This window comes from Uliginosibacterium flavum (genome assembly GCF_040566545.1).
GTDB lineage: Bacteria > Pseudomonadota > Gammaproteobacteria > Burkholderiales > Rhodocyclaceae > Uliginosibacterium > Uliginosibacterium flavum.
The window spans coordinates 317978-334474 of record NZ_JBEWZI010000003.1; the positions used below are offsets into that span (position 1 = coordinate 317978).

12 protein-coding genes are annotated in these 16497 nt (G+C 61.7%); 1 reads left to right on the plus strand and 11 read right to left on the minus strand.

Translation table 11 applies throughout. The annotated features are described in order from the left end of the window. Positions 1-180 precede the first annotated feature (180 nt). The 3 genes from ABXR19_RS04800 to ABXR19_RS04810 form a co-directional block, all read right to left on the minus strand. The gene (locus ABXR19_RS04800) at positions 181-672 is read right to left on the minus strand and encodes a GNAT family N-acetyltransferase (protein WP_354599957.1); all 492 of its coding nucleotides are present in this window, start codon (positions 670-672) and stop codon (positions 181-183) included. Between the two features lie 71 nt (positions 673-743). Beyond that, positions 744-1388 carry a hypothetical protein gene (locus ABXR19_RS04805; RefSeq protein WP_354599958.1) on the minus strand — a complete coding sequence of 215 codons (645 nt, stop codon included), beginning with the start codon at positions 1386-1388 and terminating at the stop codon, positions 744-746. A gap of 173 nt (positions 1389-1561) precedes the next feature. Next, positions 1562-3103, minus strand: coding sequence for a helicase HerA-like domain-containing protein (locus ABXR19_RS04810; RefSeq protein ID WP_354599959.1), 1542 nt, complete (start codon positions 3101-3103; stop codon positions 1562-1564). A 372-nt stretch (positions 3104-3475) separates the two neighbouring features. On the opposite strand from ABXR19_RS04810, the gene ABXR19_RS04815 reads away from it, so the two are divergent. Beyond that, entirely contained in the window at positions 3476-3841 is a 366-nt protein-coding gene (locus ABXR19_RS04815) for an endonuclease domain-containing protein (RefSeq protein WP_354599960.1), read from the plus strand. Positions 3842-3991: 150 nt separating this feature from the next. On the opposite strand, the gene ABXR19_RS04820 is transcribed toward ABXR19_RS04815, so the two are convergent. From ABXR19_RS04820 to ABXR19_RS04855, 8 genes are all read right to left on the minus strand, one after another. Then, positions 3992-6370 carry a serine/threonine-protein kinase gene (locus ABXR19_RS04820; RefSeq protein WP_354599961.1) on the minus strand — a complete coding sequence of 793 codons (2379 nt, stop codon included), beginning with the start codon at positions 6368-6370 and terminating at the stop codon, positions 3992-3994. A gap of 655 nt (positions 6371-7025) precedes the next feature. Then, complete coding sequence (locus tag ABXR19_RS04825) at positions 7026-7682, minus strand: 4Fe-4S cluster-binding domain-containing protein (protein WP_354599962.1); 657 nt, start codon at positions 7680-7682, stop codon at positions 7026-7028. Positions 7683-7778: 96 nt separating this feature from the next. Continuing rightward, on the minus strand, positions 7779-8288 hold the full coding sequence (locus tag ABXR19_RS04830) for a tetratricopeptide repeat protein (protein ID WP_354599963.1): 510 nt from the start codon (positions 8286-8288) through the stop codon (positions 7779-7781). A gap of 169 nt (positions 8289-8457) precedes the next feature. Continuing rightward, positions 8458-10293 (minus strand): AAA family ATPase, encoded by a 1836-nt coding sequence (locus ABXR19_RS04835; RefSeq protein ID WP_354599964.1) that lies wholly within the window; start codon positions 10291-10293, stop codon positions 8458-8460. Between the two features lie 380 nt (positions 10294-10673). Further along, positions 10674-11753 carry a hypothetical protein gene (locus ABXR19_RS04840; protein WP_354599965.1) on the minus strand — a complete coding sequence of 360 codons (1080 nt, stop codon included), beginning with the start codon at positions 11751-11753 and terminating at the stop codon, positions 10674-10676. Between the two features lie 237 nt (positions 11754-11990). After that, a complete protein-coding gene (locus ABXR19_RS04845) occupies positions 11991-14114 on the minus strand; it encodes an NHL repeat-containing protein (protein ID WP_354599966.1) in 2124 nt (707 codons plus the stop codon). A gap of 471 nt (positions 14115-14585) precedes the next feature. Then, a complete protein-coding gene (locus ABXR19_RS04850) occupies positions 14586-15017 on the minus strand; it encodes an amino acid-binding protein (RefSeq protein WP_354599967.1) in 432 nt (143 codons plus the stop codon). Between the two features lie 118 nt (positions 15018-15135). Beyond that, the gene (locus tag ABXR19_RS04855) at positions 15136-16470 is read right to left on the minus strand and encodes a phenylacetate--CoA ligase family protein (protein WP_354599989.1); all 1335 of its coding nucleotides are present in this window, start codon (positions 16468-16470) and stop codon (positions 15136-15138) included. Between the last annotated feature and the right edge of the window lie 27 nt (positions 16471-16497).

Genomic DNA, 16497 nt, shown 5'->3' on the forward strand with positions numbered 1-16497 from the left:
CACCAGGCAGGGCCAGCTACGCCGATAGTAGTGCCTCGCAAATGCCGGACCTCCGCCCCCGTCATTCCGGACTTGATCCGGAATCCAGAGCCTTTCGCCACCCTCCTCTGGATTCCGGATCAAGTCCGGAATGACGTTTTTCGGAGTGCTTGCATCCATTCAGAAACATGCAACGCCGCCTTAAAACAACAAGGCCATCGCCAGCGTATCGATGTACTCGCTCTCAATGCAGTTGCCGCGCCGCTGCACGCCCTCGGCGATGAAACCGAAACGCTCATACAGCGCCTGCGCACTCGGGTTGTCACAGCGCACCACCAGCTCGATGCGCGTCAGGCCTTTGGCCTGCGCCTTGGCCAGCGTGGCTTCCATCAGCCGCGCGCCGAGGCCCTGATGGCGCGCCGACGGAATCAGGCCGATGCCCAGATGCCCCACATGCGTGCGCACCGGCATCGGGCAAGGCAGCACATCGCACCAGCCCACCACCTCCTCGCCCTGCAGCGCGACGAACTGGCACAGATCATTCGCCACGATGTTGCGATAGAACGGCAGCGAAACCTCGAAAGGCGGCGCCTGCAGGAAGGCCAGATATTTGCGCTCACGCGCCACGATATCCAGCGCACGGTGCAGGCCGGGGAAGTAGGCTTCGGTGGTGGGCGCGAGGGTGTAGGGCATGGCGATCAAAGGCGTGAAAGGGCGGATTTTCGTAGGGTGTCAATGAGCGTAGCGAATTGCACCGAAAGGTTTTATTGATGCCCTGATACCGAATGGGATGGTGACGCCGTAAGCGATCCGTAAATATCACAATGCTGAGATTGAAGCCGTTTAAATGCAACCGCCACAAAGCCGGAAAGTTCTTTGACTTCATTCGCAAGAGGGACGAGGGGGATTGTATCTGGGCCGTATTTGATCTCCATGCATAATGGATCAAAGTGACGCAAAACGAAGACCTTTGGATCTGGTTGCTTCACCTCTACGTGGATAGGCGTGATAGCAGTAAACACGTGCGGGGAGCTGGACAGCAAATCATCTAGTCGCTCGTCAAGGTGCTCCCAAGAGTTGCGAACCTCTGCTGAGCTTAAGATTGGCAGTAGTGGATTTCCTAAAATATCCATGAGTGCTTTACAGCGCTTTTTGACCACACTTTTATTTTTCTGACCATTCAAAAACAAAAGCCTACGAATTGCCACTGCTGCAGATAGGCATGCAGAGCACCACATGACGATTTCGATTGGTGGTGCTTTCTTCTGATCGTCGATTCCTTTTCCTAACGTAATCCAGTGTTCCGCGCTTTCGTGTAGTTTTTCAGCGGCACGAGCAATCGTGTGGCACTGCAGATTGATCTCCGACAGAAGCAACATTGCCGCAAAATTTGAGCTTTGTATTGACACGATAATGTTCCCGAACGAGCGCATTTAATCGTTACCACGCTCCGCGTGGTAACGCCTGTGCGGACGCTTTTGCGTCCCTCCTGCCTATCTTGAGCAAAACCCGGCGCAGAGCGTCTCAAGCGCGATGCCTGCCGGTTTTCCTCAGCACTCAATCCTCAGCGCTCAGCACTTCTTCACCGCCTTCTCCCCCCCAGAATCGACCCCAGCATCCCGCGCACGATCTCGCGCCCGACGGCGCTGCCAATCGTCCGCGTCATGGATTTCGCTGCCATCTGCGCCAGGCCGTCATGCTGGCCGCCGCGCGGGCCGGTCTTGCCGAAGAGGAAGCCGCCGAGCGCGCCGCCCAGCCCGCCCAACAGACCACCCCCTTCGTCCTGCGGCGCGGACTGGGCCTGTCCGGGAACACTGCCTGCAGAGCCTTGCTGCGCGCCGCTTACCGACGGGGCTGCACGCAGCTTTTCATACGCGGATTCGCGGTCCAGCGCTTCTTCGTAGGCGCCATACACCAGCGAGTTGTTGATCGCCGCATTGCGCTCGTCAGCACTCATCGGGCCGATGCGTGAAGCTGGCGGCAGCACGAAGGCGCGCTCGACGATGCAGGGCGTGCCTTTGGCGTCGAGAAAGGAGATCAGCGCCTCGCCCACACCGAGTTCGGTGATCGCCGCTTCGGTGCTGAACTTGGCATTCGCTCGCATGGTTTCAGCGGCGACCTTGACGGCCTTCTGGTCGCGCGGGGTGAAGGCGCGCAAGGCGTGCTGGACGCGGTTGCCGAGCTGACCGAGCACGGAGTCGGGCACGTCGAGCGGGTTCTGGGTGACGAAGTAAATGCCTACGCCCTTGGAGCGGATCAGGCGCACGACCTGTTCGATTTTTTCGAGCAGCGCAGCGGGCGCGTCGTTGAACAGCAGGTGGGCTTCGTCGAAGAAGAAGACCAGCTTGGGCTTGTCCAGATCACCGGCTTCGGGCAATTGCTCGAACAGCTCGGCAAGCATCCACAGCAGGAAGCTGGCGTAGAGCTTGGGTGCGTTATACAGCTTGTCGGCAGCGAGGATGTTGATCACGCCACGGCCCTGCGCGTCGGTCTGCATCAGGTCCATGATGTTGAGCATCGGCTCGCCGAAGAACTTGTCGGCGCCCTGCTCTTCCAGCGTCAGCAGGCCGCGCTGGATGGCGCCGATGCTGGCAGCGGAGACGTTGCCGTATTTGGTGGTCAGCTCGCGCGCGTTCTCGCCGATCCACTGCACCATGGCGCGCAGATCTTTCAGATCCAGCAGCAGCAAGCCGTTGTCATCGGCCACCTTGAACACGATCTGCAGCACGCCGGCCTGGGTTTCGTTCAGCGCCAGCAGGCGCCCGATGAGCAGCGGGCCCATGTCCGAAATCGTCGCGCGCACCGGATGGCCTTGCTCGCCGAACACGTCCCACAGCGTGGTCATGAACTTGCCCGGCTCCCAGTCCTTCACGCCGAGCATGGCTAGGCGTTCCTGCAGCTTGGGCTTGAGTTCGCCGCTGGCGCCAAGGCCGGACAGGTCGCCCTTCACATCGGCCATGAAGACCGGCACGCCGATATTGGCGAAGGATTCGGCCAGCTTCTGCAGGGTGACGGTCTTGCCGGTGCCAGTGGCGCCGGTGATCAGGCCGTGACGGTTGGCAAACTGGGGCAACAGGGCAATTTCAGTGTCGCCACTGCGGGCGATGACGAGGGGTGCGGCCATGGGACTCTCCGGATGGGTTTCAGCTAATTGTATGTTGATTGGCTGGGATGTTCAGAAGGATCTTGCTGTAAAAATGCGGGCTTGCATTCCCACTCACTGCAATCGGCAGGCCTGAACATCCCCTCCCTCTTTCAGGGGGCTGAGACGGGAATTCGCAAGGCACTGCCTTGCGCCGTCAAAGCGGGTCGAGTGTGCAAACTCGACCCTCCGGCTGGGATGGGGGTTCTCACGCTCAACAAGGCATGTCTGTCGATTTGACGTTTTGACCACCCCTACCCTAACCCTCCCCCTGAAAAGGGGAGGGGATCCGTATGCGCCCATTTCCCTTGTGAACAAATTCGGAAAGCAGACGCCTGACATATGCTTGTCTGCATGCTCCGTCTCAAACCTTCCACCACCACCCGCAGCCGCGCCTTGCGCCTCGACATGACGCTCGCCGAACGACTTCTCTGGCGCGCGCTTCGCGAGCAGTTTCCCGACGAACCACGTTTTCGTCGACAACATCCGGTTGGGAACTACATTGTCGATTTCGCCTGCATCCAGGCACGTCTCGTTATTGAACTGGACGGAGGACAGCACGCCGAAGCGCTTGATTACGATGCAGTTCGCACACATCAAATCGAGCAAGCGGGCTTTCACGTCATCCGCTTCTGGAACAATGAGGTGCTGGAAAACATTGAAGGCGTGATGCAGAAGATCGCTGAGGCACTGACATGCGATGGCGAGCGGCCTGCTTGAACCAGTGACAAACCGGCTCCTTCCCCTTTTCAGGGGGAAGGCTGGGATGGGGGTTGTCTCGCTCAACATGGCCTGCCCTCCGTTTCACGCTTTTACCCCCTCCCTCGCCCTCCCCCTTAAAAGGGGGAGGGAATGTTCGGGCATGCCGCGTCAAATCTCATCCAGCAAATCCCGCACCTTGCGCATCGTCGTCAGCAGCGGCAGCCAGCGCCACAGGACGATGATCAGCCCCACGCCCAGCGCGATGGTCAGCACGCTGCGGCCAAACCAGATCGGCAGCAGGAACAGCGCCAGGAAATAAGCACCCAGCACCTCCTGACTGAACCAGCCGGAGCTGATCGCGGCGCGCTCGGCATGGTCATCGACATGCGTTTGCAGGCGATTGGCGAGCGATTCCGTACGCCCGAGGCGTTTGCGCAAGGCCTGCCAGTCGCTGCGGCTGTCGCCCTGGCTGCGCACTCGGGCCAGCAGCCGATCCAGATCGGCCAGATCGCTGGCGAGCCCTTCACGCACCGTGGTCGTGAAGAAACGATGGTTCGCGTGCTGGCGCAGGCGGCCGAGGATTTCGCTGGTTTCACGCGTCACGCCCTGCAGCTCCGCGGCGTCCTGCTCGCGCTGCGCCTGTTCGAACTGCTGCGCCCGTGCGGTCGCCTTGCGCGCGTCCGGCAGCAGGCCTTCGAGGACCAGCAGATCGGTGCTATCCAGCGTGCGCGTATCGCCCAGCTCAGCTAGCCAGGGCGACTGACTGGCGAGTTGCGCGACTTCCGTGGCAAGCTGATCGCGCAGGCGCGCCGCCCAGCCCCGGTCGTAAATCAGCGCCAGCATGCGCGGCAGCAGCGTCATCAGGGTCGGCTGCAAAGGCTCGCTGCCATATAGCGCCTCTTCCACGCTTTGCAGGCCGAGGCCGTTGTGCGCGCGCGCCACATCCTTGAGCCAGCTCATGCGCGCCTTCCAGCGCGCGGCGAAGGCGTCGCAGGCGCCGTACCAGCGCTTCGCCAGATCCGTGAGTTCCGGATGACCGGCTTTCACATAGGCGTCCAGCACGCGTTCCTGATAGATCTCGACCAGCCAGCGCCCGGCGGCCTGATCGCCCTTGAGCGCCTGTGCCGCACGATTGAGAATGGCGCGCGGCTCGATGTTCTCGCCACGCCATACCGGTGGAATGCCGGGGGCCAGATGCAAGATCAGCTGCAGCAGCTGCATGTCCGGCGTCAGCTGACGCTCGTGTTGCAGATCGTGCAGCAGGCGCACGGTGTTCTGATCTTTCTGCGCATCGCGGAACCAGGCGCGCAGCTGACCATTCAGCAGATCGCTGACGCCCGCCAGCCAGTTGCGGCTCAGCGCGATGCCGAGCTGCTCCGGCGACTGACAGATGTCTTTACCCAGATGATAGGGCGCGGCACCAGCCAGCCCCGGCTGTTGCTCAACCGGCTCCACTAGCATTGGGTCATACGCCAGCCAGCGTTTGAGTTCGGCTTGGCCCCAGCGCCGGCGCGGGTCGCGCAGCAGCAGGCCCCGCAGCAGCTTGCGCAGATTGGGGTCGTCGATGGCGCCGAGTTCGATGCTACGCGTGCTCAGATGATGCAGGATCACCGCATCGGACAAGCCCGCGAACGGGTGCGTGCCCTGCGCCGCCTCCAGCAGGATCATGCCCAGCGCCCAGTAATCGGCCTTGGCATCGATCACGCCGGAGAGACTCTCGGGCGCGGCATACAGCAGGGTACGCGCCATGCCGGTGAAGCACTGCGTAGCCTCCAGCACCGAGGCGATGCCGAAATCGGTCAGCACCAGATCCAGCGGCGCTTCGCAGCGCACCAGCACGTTTTCCGGCTTCAGATCGCGGTGCACGATGCCCTGGGCATGGGTGGCGGCCAGCGCCTGTGCCAGTTCGCTGACCACAGTCTGGAATACTTCGGGCGGCAGTCGCCCGGCCTGCAGGCGATCACGCAGCGAGCCGAAGGCGCAATACTCCATCACCTCCCAGGCGTGGCCGCCGCCGACGCCAGCCTCAAACACCCGCACGCAGCTGCGCGGATCAATCTTGGCGAGGCGCGCCTGCACCTCGCTCTTGGGCAGAATGCCAGCGCGATACAGCTTGGCCACCACCGGCGCGCCGCCGCCCAGCGGCTCCACCAGCAGGATTTCCGCTTCCGAGCCGCGCGAGGGGAAAGGCCGCAGAATGCGATAACGCCCGGCCAGCTGCGGCGGCAAACTGATCAGGCTGGCGTGGCTGATTTCGGCGGGCGCGGGGCTGCCCAGCGGGCGATTGCAATAGACGCAGGTTTCGCTGTCAGCCGCGTTGGGCTGACCGCAATCCTCAAAGGGACACAAACGCGTTGCCGCGTCGCTGCGGGTGGCGACTTCCGCTGGCGCTTCGGCCAGCACCGGCGCAGCCGCCGCCGTGCGCACCAGATCCACCCCTGCCAGCAGCGCCCCGCAGGCACAACGCATCACCTCCGGCGGATTGGCTATGCCGCAGCTGGGGCAAGGGCGGTGGTATTCGGCAGATGGGGTAAGCTCAGTCGTCATGTGCATATTGTCGCCCAAGGCCGGCATTTCGTCGAAGATGCACTGATGTCCGCAACAAACTCGGAGCTCGCAGAGATCGGCCTGAGCATTCCCTCCCCTTTTAAGGGGCGAAGCAAGGAATTCGGGAGGTACGCCTCCCGCTTGCGTAGCCGGCCGACAGTGCAATCCCGGCAGTGGGGCGCAGAGCGCGGGCGAGGGTGGGGGTAAATGCGTCAAACCGGGGACACGCCTTGTTGAGCGAAATAACCCCCATCCCAGCCTTCCCCCTGAGAGGGGGAAGGAGCCGTTTTGGGCAAGACCCATGGTGGGTCACTTGCGAACCAACATGCCTGAAGAGCCGCACCAGTGGCCGCTCTACAGGCACCCTCTACCACCCAATCCCGTCATTCTCGCGGAGCCTGCCCCCGGCTTGAACGGGGAGCGGGAATCCAGTGGCATTTCGCAAGACACTGGATTCCCGCCTACGCGGGAACGACGGCCAAAAACATGGCGTCCGGAACTCGCCCGCCCGGAACTCACCGCCGCCACGAAGCCTCATCAAAACCAATCCCCTGCTCCGCGCAAAGCCGTAGGGTGGGTTCGGAGCGTAGCGACAACCCACCGCCGCACTTGGCACGCCTCACGGTGGGTTGCTTCGCGAACCCACCCTACTTGTTCACTGCCGCCAAGAAACCTCATCAAAGCCAATCCCCTGCTCTGCGCATCGCGCTTCCAGCGCGGCCATGTCGCCGCGGCCGGGGATGCCGATGTACCAGACGCGGCCCTGATCCACGCTGGCCTGGATCTGCTTGTTGTCCGCCGTCACCGCCTGATCAATGAACGCCGCATAGCGCGCCGCGCCGCGCGGGCTCAGGGTGATCAGTTTCTGATTGGTCGAGCCGCGCCAGACATGGGTCAGCGGCAGCGCGTCGGCATAGGGTTCGGGGATCAACGCATCGAGTTTGGGCAGGATCGCGGCGTGGCGTTTTTCCAGCGTCGCCAGCGGATAGCCGCTGTAGCACAGGATGTCGAAATCCAGCCCGGCGCTGCTGCGCCAGTGCGCCAGCGCATCCAGCAGCGCGGCCAGCGCCTTGGGCTGGTCGAAAGGCTCGCCACCCGAAATCGTCACCCCATCAAACCCGTCCTTGCCCACCGCGCGACACCAGCTGAGCAGGCGCGCCACCGTCATGTCGCGGCCCGGATCACGCGCCCAGGTGTCCTGCGACACGCAGCCCTTGCACTGAATCGTGCAGCCCTGCAGCCACAGGCCAATGCGCCGGCCGGGGCCGAGCACGGTGACGGGGAAGTGGGCTTTGTTGAGGGAGATTTTCATGGGGAAAATTGTAGGGTGGGTTAGCCGCAGGCGTAAGCCACGCGGTAATGTTCAGCGCGGGTCAACCACCCGCCTTATGAGGCTACGCATTCCGGGTTACGGCCTTTCCTTGAGATCATCTGAAGATAGCGAAGACTGAGCCTCGTGCTGCTCCACATACGCTTGCGCCCAATGCCGCCACCTGCGGCAAGAGAGTTGCTTTCTTCTTCGCTCCTTGACAGCATTTTTCCTAAGACATCGTATTTTATTAACCCAATCAAAATACTTTAGATACTTCGAAACGGCCTTGGCAGCGATGTAGGGATCTGGCGCCGAACAAAGAGATTTTGCGTATTGATATGTAACTTCATGATCTCCACGCTCGTAATAGGTTTGTGCTGCAATACGAATTGCTTCGAAGTCATGAGGTTCTACTTCCAAAGTTCGAATTGCGTACGGCAATGCTTGCTCAAACTTACCGTTTCGCCAGTACACATCTGCCAAAATCCAAAGGGAGAAAACATCGCGCGGATTGTTTTTAAGAACAGAATTGCAGAGCACATCAATCCTATCCACTCTGTTATGGCGATTAGCAATACCTACCTGCAGAACTTTAAAAATGTTCATTTTGGCACCATCGTGATGAGCCACGTAGTCAAAGAGGGCAGGCTCGGTGAGCCCACGTTTTGTGTCAATGGCATCTGATCATACGCCGCGTGGGCACACCGTGCCCACCCTACAAATGCCGCATCCGAGCCGATTGCACGCATTCCGCATGCGTCAACAAATCCACTCTTCAAGAAAGCTCCAGCCGCAAACTCACCACCTTCTCTTCCTCGCTGATTCCGGCGACCAGCACGCGCTGCTTGCCTTCCAGATCGTGTTCAAACAGCGCACGCGAGAGCGGGTTGATGAAGCCAGATTCGAGGGCGTTGCCGATGCCGCGCCCGCCGTTGGACAGGTCGCGCGTGCAGTTGCCGAGCAAGGTGGCGCGCACTTCGGCGGGCAGGGCGAGCTGGAGCTTGAGTTCTTCGGCGATGCGGTGGGCAACGTTCTTCAGCATGCCGTCGAAGATGCGTTCGGCGACTTCGGCGGCGATGAAGTCGAAGACGACGATGTTGTCGCCGATGCGGTTGAGGATCTCGGGGCGTGACAGACGGTATTTGAAGTAGTCGCCAATCGCACCGCGCACCTTGCTCTCGACCAGATCGTAGGCGTCGCCGGGGCGCACGTTCTGCACGCGCTGGCCTTGTTCGTTCTCGACGTAGATACCCAGATTGGATGTGAAGACGAGGATGGTTTCGGAGAAGTAGGCGGTGTCGCCGCGTCCGTCGGTGAGGCGACCGTCTTCGAGGATCTGCAGGAATTTGTCGAGGATGCGCGGGTGGGCTTTTTCGATTTCGTCGAAGAGCACGACCGAGAAAGGCTTCTCGCGCACCGCGTTGGTCAGCTCGCCACCGGCATCAAAGCCGATGTAGCCGGGCGGCGCGCCGAGCAGGCGGGCGCTGCTGTGTTCCTCGGCGAATTCGCTCATGTCGAAGCGGATGTAGGCGCGTTCATCGCCGAAGACCAATTGGGTAAGCGTCTTGGCCAGTTCGGTCTTACCGACGCCGGTGGGCCCGGCGAAGAACAGCACACCGCGCGGGCGGCTGTTGCCGGCACGGGCGTGGGCGCCGGTCATGCCCATGACCGAGCGCTTGAGGATGTCCAGCGTCTTGACCACGGCGCGGCGCTGGCCCTTGACGCGTTCTTCGATGAAGCCCTGCGCATCGCGGATGCGGCTGCGCAGATAGTCCTTGCGCCAGGGGTTGTCGAGCGCACCGACCTTGTAGCAGCGCACCGCGTCGTCGATGGCGGCGAGGCCCAGCGCCTGCCGGCTGGCGAGTTCGGTGATGTCGGCCAGCGCCGAGAGCGTCATGCCTTCGGTGCCTTCGGCAAAGCGCTGGATCAGCTTGCTGCGGGTGGCGGCGTCAGCCTCGGCATGGCCGGCGAACAGCGGCGCAAGCTGGAGCGCAGCGGCGGCGCGGGTCTCGAAATCGGGGCGCGAGATGATCAGGCTGGCGACGCGTTCGCTATCCAGCGCGAACCAGGACGGCAGATCCTGCGGGCGATTGAGTAGCCACAGGATCGGGTTGAAGAGCAGCGGCCCGCCATCCTTTGGCACCACAGCGGCGGCGTTGAGCGAGAGCTTTTCGGCGGCGACGAAGAAACGGTGTTCGGCTTCCGACAGGTGATCGGCCTGACGCGTCAGGCGCGAGGCGAAATCGACCAGCAAGGCGCAACGCGCTTCACGCTGACCGACGAGATTCTTCATCACGCCCGTGAGGGTTTCGAGGCTGACGAGCTGGCTGCCGTTGGCGAGTTTCAGATCGAACAAGCGCTCGGCCAGCTCGCGCGATTCGACTTCGTTCGGATACACGCGCAGGCCATCGACCGGGTCATACACCAGCAGGCAACGATAGCCCTGCGCCTTGAGCTTCTCCCACAGCGCACGCAGCAGCGGCACCAGACTCGGGCTGCCAGCCAGCGGCACAAGGAAGCTGTCGCGGATGTTGCCGGAGATGACGAACTGCGAGCGGATCGCCAGCAGACGTTGCAGATCGGAAAGCCAGCGCGGTTCGGTGTAGGACATCGGGGTTTCCTGAAGTTTGATTCAGTTGCTGAATTGAATGCCTGAAGAGCCGCGCTGCTGGCCGTTCTTCAGGCTGGTGTTAATCTCAAAATATCGCTTTGAACAATCACGCCATGCTTCAACGGCTTTGTAGATCCCACGTTGAAGAGCAAGCCTCCCTTGCGCTGAAGTCGGTAGGCCCGAACATTCCCTCCCTCTTTAAGAGGGAGGGCGAGGGAGGGGGTAAAAACGTCAAACCAGGGAAATGCCTTGTTGGACGTGACAACCCCCATCCCAGCCTTCCCCCTGAAAAGGGGAAGGAGCCGTTCGGGCACGGCTTCGTGATTTCCGTGGCACGCACGCCTGAAGAACCGCGATGCTGGCCGTTCTTCAGGCAGCCTTCACTTACTCGGCAAACTCCGGGCCTGCGGCGCGGCGCTCCGCCTGCCTTCCTCTTCCTCGCCAAAACGCGGCAGCTTGCTGCGCTCGACGAGTTGCACCGGCAGGTCGCCGGGCTCGACACGACGCGTCACGTTGAACATCACACCTTTGGCTTCCAGCGCAGAGATCAGCGCCGGGAATTCGGAACACCAGCGATCTTCGGCGAGGTGATCGGCCACACTGCGGGCGTTGTTGCCTTCGTCCACGGCACGGATGACATTGAAGTTGGCGCCCATTTTCTTGAAGTCCAGGCGCATGCGGACCATGTAATCGCCCCAGCCGGGGCGGCTGAAATGCACCACGCCGCCTTCCACGTACAAGGTGTGGGCCACGCTTTCCAGCGCGTAGCCCAGATCCTTCAGCGACTGTTCGATGACCACTGCCGTGGCTTCGTGCACCGCGCGTTCCTGCTCGGCGCGCAGGTGCTGCTGCACGCGCAGGCGCAATTCGCTGGCAAGCAGATCGGCTCGCTCGCCAGGCAGGCAGGCGTCGAACTCCTGCGCCAGCGCAGCCAGCTCGGCCGGCACTTCGCCCAGATGCGCCATGCGGGCCAGCAAGCGGGTGGAAGGCGTGCGCGCCGCTTCGTCCGGCAGGTGCATGAATTCACTCAGCGCCTCGCCCAGCCCGGCTGTGTCGGCGCTGCGCTGGCCGGCTTCGGTCAGCAGGATGTTCTGCAACTCGGCGCCTAGCGATTCCAGCGCCCGCACATAGGCAGCCAGACTGGCCTGATCCGTGGCCTGCGGGCGCACCGGCTGGCTGGCGGTGATGCGCTCGCCGGCGCCCAGACACGCCCCCAGACTGGCGAGCTGCGCCAGCCTGGTTTCAGCCTCGGTGGCGGCTTGTTCGAGTGCCGCCGTGCCTTGTTGCGAGGCTTGGGCTTGCGCGTCGGCACGTTCACGCCGGTCGCCGGCATGCTGGGCGTGCAGCCGATCGGCTTCCGCGTAACCGGCAGCAACGGCCTGCCCGGCGCGAATCGCGGCAGCGGCCAGCAAGGTGACAAAGGGATCTGCGGTGATGCCAACGGTAATCGGGCTGCTCATGGCGAGTTCCGGTGATCGGGGGTGGCGTGCAAGACCAGAATCATACTGCCAAGTCGCTGACATACCGATAAGCCCGGACGGGCGCAGCGCGCAAGTGCATTGCCGCAGAACCGCACGGGGCGGTCTTCTGCAAGCAGGCTGCCTGCACAGGCAAACCCCGCGCGGCTCTGCAGGCAGCGCCCAGAAAAAAGCCCATCCCGACGGGATGGGCCTTTTCAATCTCAAAACACGCGGCGTTTACGGAATATCCGCCACTAGCACGGCGTTCTCATCGGTGATATAGAGCTTCTTGCCAATGACGGCCATGCTGTTAGGCACATTCAAATGCCCTGGCAGGCTGCCTGTCGCAGCGATCCAGCGTCCATCCGAACTGCCAACGACCGTGGTGACCTGACCAGCAGTGGAGATCTTGCGCACAACCGCGTCAATATAGTCGACGATGTATAAGTTACCCGTGGCATCTATGGTAATGGCCGTCGGCAGCGTGAAGCGTGACGCGGCAAGCGGGCCATCAATATAACCCGCAGTTCCGGCACTGCCCGCCAATGTAGTGACCACGCCGGCAGCTGTGATCTTGCGCACGGTCCGGTTAAGCGTATCAGTCACATACAGATTGCCGCTGCTGTCCTGGGTGATGTCGTGAGGCCGATTGAAGCGTGCCGATGCGCAATTGCCATCAGTGCTGCCACTCGTTCCAGCAAGCCCACAGAAAGTAGTGACCACACCGGCCGCTGTAATCTTGCGGATCGTATGGCTGTTGCCTTCTACAACGAAGACATTGCCCAAGCTATCGACGCTCAGTCCGTCCGGGTCATTGAAGCGTGCGGCCGTACCATTTCCATCACTCGTGCCTGCAGTCGTGATATTGCCGGCCAAGGTACTGACCGCGCCAGCAGCGCTTATCTTGCGTATGGCGTTGCCATCCGCCACATAGGCATTCCCGTTCGCGTCCGTGGCGACCGAACTCGGGGACGAGAATCGCCCTGCCGTGCCGCTACCGTCCGCCGTACCGGAGCCACCAGCCGTGCCAGCAAGACTGCTTACCGTCCCCGCCTCGATCCGGCGCAACAGGAAGTTAACGCTATCCGTCACCAGCAGCCGGCCCAAGGCATCTGCGGCAATCCCATAGGGTTGCTTGAACTTCGCGCTAGCCACGGCGCCGTCGAGAAAGCCGTACCTGTCGCCATATCCCTTGCCGGCAATCGTGCTTACAGTCGCCGTCGCAATTGAAAGCTGACGCACGGCGAAGCGGTCGGCAAGGTAGAGCGTATCGCCGCTCGCGTTGATGAGCATACCTTTGGTATAAAAACTGGCTGATGCGCCTGTTCCATCAACGACGTCGTAGTTGCCACTGCCAGCGAGGAAGCTGATTGTGCCGTTGCTGGCAACCTTGCAGATACGGGTCCCGGTACTAACATAAATGCTGCCACCCGCATCAACGGCTAAACCGGCAATGATGCCGTTACACCCACCCAGAGATGAAAGATCAGACGAAGTAACGGGGGTCGTCACCAGCCCAGCTGCCGTGATTTTGCGAATGCCGTTGTAGTCGCCCACGTAAACATTGTTGCTGGCATCAACAGTGAGCGCCTCAGGGCTTGCAAAGCGTGCACTGGAACCGGTGCCGTTGCTGCCGCTCATTGAGCCGGCGAATCCGGCAAAGGTCGAGACAGCGCCAGCGCTGCTGACCTTGCGGATGGTGTGACTAACGGAGTCTGCGACAAAGAGATTGCCGAAGCTATCCAGTGCCAGCCCCTTGGGTGAATTAAAGCGCGCCGCTGCCGTCATGCCATCCGCGCTGCCAGAGATGCCACTCAGGCCGGCCAGGGTAGAGACAACACCACCCGAGATCTTGCGAATGGTTTGGTCATCAACATCGGCAACGTAGAGCACGCCATTGCTGATGGCCATGCCTGCGGGTCCGTTGAAGCGGGCGTTACCCGTCGAGCCATCGACATGCCCAGCTACATAGGGCTTCCCTGCAAAAGTCGAGACGGTGCCGGATGCAGTGACTTTACGAATGGTGTGGTCATAGTAGTCGGCAACGTAGATATCGCCATTGGTGTCACGAGCCAGCGCAAAAGGCTCATCAAAGCGCGCCGCACTGCCGCTGGCGTTGTTGTAGCCATAGCCACCAAGACTGCCCGAATACAGCGACAGGCTGCCGCCAGCTGCGTAATTAGTGATGACAGCCGGGCCGCCCGAGCTCGAGCTGCCGCCAGAACTGCCCGTCGTGCTGCTGGAACTGCTGGAGCCGCCTCCACCGCCCCCGCCCCCGCCGCCACACGCAACCAAAGCCAAAACGGCCGACGCCACTACCGCCTTGCCAACGAATGCCACACTCACACGCTTTCCGATCATTTTACCACCCCTTAAACACCAAATTCGCCAAATTTATCAATGGCTTGTACGGAACTGATATGCCTTCAGCACGGCCTGCACTATCCCACAATTACGCCAAGGACTTATGCCAGAATTGCCCCGGAGTGTGACTTTCATCACATCCTGAAAGGGCAGGCGACGTGCGGAGGGAGGAGCACGAACGCGACCATCTCTATAGAGGTGCGCTACAAGCTACTCGCACGGGCAGACGCGGAGTCGCTTTGCAGGCATATACGGGCGTCTAGTGCCGCATCTGCATCCCCGGTCGGCTCTGGGGCCGGGCCCTAAACCCAAACTTTGCGTAAAATTGGCTCAGGCCTTCAGCCGCCGTCAGGGTAGTGGTGCGGCCGAGTGGCAATGCTTCAGGTGGCCCCCCCAGCCAACTCGCGTAACAGCTTGAAATCCTCCACCGTCGGAATGACGTCGTGAATCTTGTTGTGGGAATCCAGGTCAGGCCTGCAGCAATTCCACCGGTGCCACTACGTTCACGCCACGCTGCTGCAGTTCATTTACCGCCCGATCGGCATCACTGAAACGGATGATGACGATTGCACGTTTGCCCACGGCCGTGCTGAAGGCGTACATGTATTCGATGTTGAGGCTTGCCGCGTCTGCCTTGGCGAGGATGCCGGCGAGGCCGCCTGCGTCATCGGGAATTTCGACGGCGACAACGTCGGTCAACTTGGCGATGTAGCCTGCCGCTTCCAGCGCGGCCTTGCCGGCGGCCGGGTCGGCGACGATCAGCCGCAGGATGCCAAATTCGGAGGTGTCGGCGAGCATCAGGGTGTGGATGTTTACTCCCTTGGCGGCAAGCGCTTCGCAAGCCGCGTGCAGGCGGCCCGGGCGATTCTCGATGAAGCTGGAAATCTGGGTGACTTTCATGGCTTGGGTTCTCCGTTCTCATGTAAGGCCGGCTTCGGGCGGCCATGTACAGCGTTTTGTAGGATCGACTTCAGTCGGCCACCACGCGTGGCGTGCGGCTGAAGCCGCACCTACAGAGTCAGTCCTTGCGTTCATCCCACACGCGCTTGGCCTTACCTTCGCTGCGCGGAATGCTGTACGGTTCCACCAGCCGCAATGCGGCGCGAATGCCGGTGATGCGCTCGATGCTGTGCGACAGGCGCTTGTGCAGCTCTTCCATGGCGCGCACCTGATCGCTGAAGACGTCGGCGCTGACTTCGACCTCCACGCCCATCTGATCCAGCCCCTTGTCGCGCGAAAGAATGATGCGGTAGTGCGGCAGCGCGCCTTCCACGGCGAGCAGTGCAGTTTCGATCTGCGAGGGGAACACGTTTACGCCCCGGATGATGAACATGTCATCAGAACGGCGGCCGATACGGGCGATGCGGCGGATGGTGCGGCCGCACGAACACTGCTCGGTGATGATACGGGTGATGTCGCGCGTGCGGTAGCGGATCATCGGCATGGCGCGCTTGGACAGTGTAGTCAGCACCAGTTCGCCTTCCTCGCCGTCGGGCAGCACCTGCAGGGTTTCCGGGTCGATGATCTCGGGATAGAAATGGTCCTCGAAGATATGCAGGCCGCTTTGCGCCGAACACTCGCTGCCGACGCCCGGCCCGATGATTTCGGAGAGGCCGTAGATGTCGTAGGCCTTGATGTTGCTCTCCTGCTCGATGTGCTGACGCATCGCATCGGTCCAGGGCTCGGCACCGAACACGCCGACGCGCAGCGGCAGATCCTTCAGATCCACGCCCAGTTCGCGGGCGCGCTCGATCAGGTGCACAAAGTAGCTCGGCGTACAGCAAATACCGGTGACGCCGAAATCCCGCATCAGCATGATCTGGCGGTCGGTGTTGCCGCCAGAGGTGGGCACCACGGTGGCGCCAATGGCCTCCAGCCCGTAGTGCGCGCCAAGTCCGCCGGTAAACAGGCCGTAGCCGTAGGCGTTCTGCACGATGTCACCGCGATGCACGCCGGCCGAGGCGAAAGTTCGCAGCATCACCGAAGCCCACACCTGCACATCTTCCTGCGTATAGGCGACGACAATCGGCTTGCCGGTGGTGCCACTGGAAGCATGCAGGCGCACCACCTCATTCATCGGGCTGGCGAACAGACCGAAGGGATAGGTGTCGCGCAGATCCGTCTTGATCGTGAAAGGCAGCTTGGCCAGATCTGCCAGTGATTCGATGTTGGCGGGCGTGAGCTTGCGCTCGTCCATGCGCTCGCGGAACAGCTTCACGTTGTCATAGGCCCGCGCCACGATGGCCTGCAGGCGACGCAGCTGCAGATCGCGCAGCTGCGCGGTGGGCAGATAATCCGGCGCCGAGACCGGGTGGAAGCCCTGGCCAAGATCGTTCCAGCTTTCTCGCAACATCATGTTTTGTCCCCTCTTATAGTTTTG

What these genes read in the sequence shown, in the direction of transcription:
- ABXR19_RS04835 (WP_354599964.1), bottom strand. Translation starts at nt 10,293, where the DNA reads ATGTCCTACACCGAACCGCGCTGGCTTTCCGATCTGCAACGTCTGCTG.
- ABXR19_RS04850 (WP_354599967.1), bottom strand. Translation starts at nt 15,017, where the DNA reads ATGAAAGTCACCCAGATTTCCAGCTTCATCGAGAATCGCCCGGGCCGC.
- ABXR19_RS04800 (WP_354599957.1), bottom strand. Translation starts at nt 672, where the DNA reads ATGCCCTACACCCTCGCGCCCACCACCGAAGCCTACTTCCCCGGCCTG.
- ABXR19_RS04820 (WP_354599961.1), bottom strand. Translation starts at nt 6,370, where the DNA reads ATGACGACTGAGCTTACCCCATCTGCCGAATACCACCGCCCTTGCCCC.
- ABXR19_RS04825 (WP_354599962.1), bottom strand. Translation starts at nt 7,682, where the DNA reads ATGAAAATCTCCCTCAACAAAGCCCACTTCCCCGTCACCGTGCTCGGC.
- ABXR19_RS04840 (WP_354599965.1), bottom strand. Translation starts at nt 11,753, where the DNA reads ATGAGCAGCCCGATTACCGTTGGCATCACCGCAGATCCCTTTGTCACC.
- ABXR19_RS04810 (WP_354599959.1), bottom strand. Translation starts at nt 3,103, where the DNA reads ATGGCCGCACCCCTCGTCATCGCCCGCAGTGGCGACACTGAAATTGCC.
- ABXR19_RS04845 (WP_354599966.1), bottom strand. Translation starts at nt 14,114, where the DNA reads ATGATCGGAAAGCGTGTGAGTGTGGCATTCGTTGGCAAGGCGGTAGTG.
- ABXR19_RS04815 (WP_354599960.1), top strand. Translation starts at nt 3,476, where the DNA reads ATGCTCCGTCTCAAACCTTCCACCACCACCCGCAGCCGCGCCTTGCGC.
- ABXR19_RS04830 (WP_354599963.1), bottom strand. Translation starts at nt 8,288, where the DNA reads ATGAACATTTTTAAAGTTCTGCAGGTAGGTATTGCTAATCGCCATAAC.
- ABXR19_RS04855 (WP_354599989.1), bottom strand. Translation starts at nt 16,470, where the DNA reads ATGTTGCGAGAAAGCTGGAACGATCTTGGCCAGGGCTTCCACCCGGTC.